Consider the following 2,090-nt stretch of genomic DNA (forward strand, 5'->3'; position numbering starts at 1 on the left):
ATCAAGAACCACTATGAGGGCACCGGCGGCAATGTCGAGGTCGTGCTGGTCGTCCACGGGCCGGCGCTTGCGGCCTTCAAGGCAAAGAGCGCTTCCGGAGCGACCTCCAGCCGCTTTGCCGGCCTCGTCCAGCAGGGACTTGTTCCGCAGGCCTGCGGCAACACAATGCATGGCATGGACATCGCACTGACCGACCTGCTTGCCGGCTTCCAGGTCGCGGAGAGAGGCGGCGTGGTCAAGCTCGCGGAGCTGCAGCGCCAGGGCTATGTCTATCTGCGGCCCTGAATTCGCGCCCTGATCTTGCCTTGACTTGAACACCTGGCCGGGAAGCGTCTACCAATTGCCAGCGCAATCCTGGAGATATCGACGTGCCAACTGACCCGACCACGCTTGTCATTCCCGATCTTGCCGGCAAGGCGGTGCTGGTCACCGGCGCGTCGACCGGGATCGGAGCAGCCCTCGCCCTCGCCTATGCCCGGCAGAAATGCCGCGTTGCGCTGCATTACAATTCAAGCCGGGAAGCCGCCGAAGAGGTCGCCAAAACCATCCGCGACGACGGCGGCGAGGTGTTTTTGACGCAGGGCGATTTTTCGGTTCCCGCCGACGTCGAGCGTGTGGTCGAGGAGAGCGCTGAACATTTCGGCCGGCTCGACGGGCTGGTCAACAATGCCGGCGGCATGCTCGGCCGCGTTGCCTATGCCGACCAGACCGAGGCGCATTACGATGCGGTGATGGATCTCAACGCGCGCTCGGTGCTGACGGCCTCGCGCAGAGCGATCCCATGGCTGAAGCGCCAGGGCGGCTTCATCATCAACACCACCTCGATCGCCGCCCGCAACGGCGCCGGCGGCGGCGCCGGCCTCTATGGCTCGTCCAAGGCCTTCGTCTCCAACGTGACGCGCGGCATGGCCAAGGAGCTGATCGGCTTCGGCATCCGCGTCAACGCCGTGGCGCCCGGCACCATCCTGACCCCGTTCCACGAGCGCTATTCCACCCCCGAGCAGATGAAGGGCATGGTCGCCACCATTCCGCAGGGTCGCGCCGGAACGGCCGAAGATTGCGTCGGCGCTTACCTGTTCCTGTCTTCCGACCGCTTGAGCGGCTACATCATCGGCCAGGTGATCGAGGTCAATGGTGGCCAGTTGATGCCGTGAGCTGGCGATTGCATACTCAGCTCAGCGTGCAACCTGGAGGGAGAGGAAGGGAATGTTCGGACTGATCGGCAAGATGCGGGCGGCACGCGGCCAGCGCGATGCAGTCATGGACGTGCTGCGTGAGACGACCGGTGCCCTGCCCGGCTGCCTGAGCTACATCATCGCCACCGACCCGGCCGATGCCGACGCGATCTGGGTGACCGAAGTGTGGACCGATCAGGCAAGCCATAAGGCGTCCCTGCAACTGCCCGAAGTCCAGGCGGCAATCGCCAAGGCGCGTCCTTTCATCGCCGGCTTCGAATTCCAGGTCGAGACCCATCCTGTCGGCGGCTTCGGCCTTCCGGCCCCCGAGAAGGGCAGCTGAGCGCGAGACCGTCGCCAACGGCATTTCCGCGGGAAAATGGGTTCGCATTTGTCCGTGCCCGGGCTAAGAGCCGGATATGGACTCTTCATCAGAAGGACCGTCACTGGAGCAACCGTCTGTTCAGCGCATGACGCGATTGCGCCCGCTGCAGCAGTGGCTGGCGCTGGTGGTGCTCTCGCTGCTCTTTGCCGGCGCGCTGGAATTGGCCGCCTTGCCTGCGGCGCTGCTGATCGGCCCGATGCTTGCCGCGATCCTGGCCGGCACCAACGGCGCCACGGTGCGCGTACCCCGCGCGCTGTTCGGTTCCGCTCAGGCCGTGGTCGGCTGCCTGGTGGCGAATTCGATCTCGGTCGACATATTTCCGGTCTTCTACGCCGAATGGGCGCTCTTCTTCGGGACGGTGGTGGCGACGCTCACCGCCTCCAGCCTGCTAGGCTGGCTGATCAGTCGCTGGCGCATCCTGCCCGGCACCACGGCGGTCTGGGGTTCCTCGCCGGGCGCCGCCACCGCCATGGTGCTGATGGCCGGCGCCTTCGGTGCCGACCAGCGCCTCGTCGCCTTCATGCAATATC

General features: G+C 65.5%; 3 protein-coding genes and 1 pseudogene. All 4 read left to right on the forward strand.

Annotation, left to right across the window (positions count from 1 at the left end; translation table 11 throughout):
• Positions 1-285, forward strand: a pseudogene (locus EOA32_RS36545) (DsrE family protein); the annotation flags it as partial.
• 83 nt (positions 286-368) lie between these two features.
• On the forward strand, positions 369-1,154 hold the full coding sequence (locus EOA32_RS36550; protein WP_128374258.1) for an SDR family oxidoreductase: 786 nt from the start codon (positions 369-371) through the stop codon (positions 1,152-1,154).
• 52 nt (positions 1,155-1,206) lie between these two features.
• Positions 1,207-1,518, forward strand: a complete 312-nt coding sequence (locus EOA32_RS36555; protein ID WP_095781246.1) for a putative quinol monooxygenase — start codon at positions 1,207-1,209, stop codon at positions 1,516-1,518.
• A gap of 76 nt (positions 1,519-1,594) precedes the next feature.
• Positions 1,595-2,090: AbrB family transcriptional regulator (locus EOA32_RS36560; RefSeq protein ID WP_189407695.1), on the forward strand; the 496-nt coding region annotated here is incomplete at its 3' end.

Source organism: Mesorhizobium sp. M1A.F.Ca.ET.072.01.1.1, from assembly GCF_004023325.1.
Lineage (GTDB): Bacteria > Pseudomonadota > Alphaproteobacteria > Rhizobiales > Rhizobiaceae > Mesorhizobium.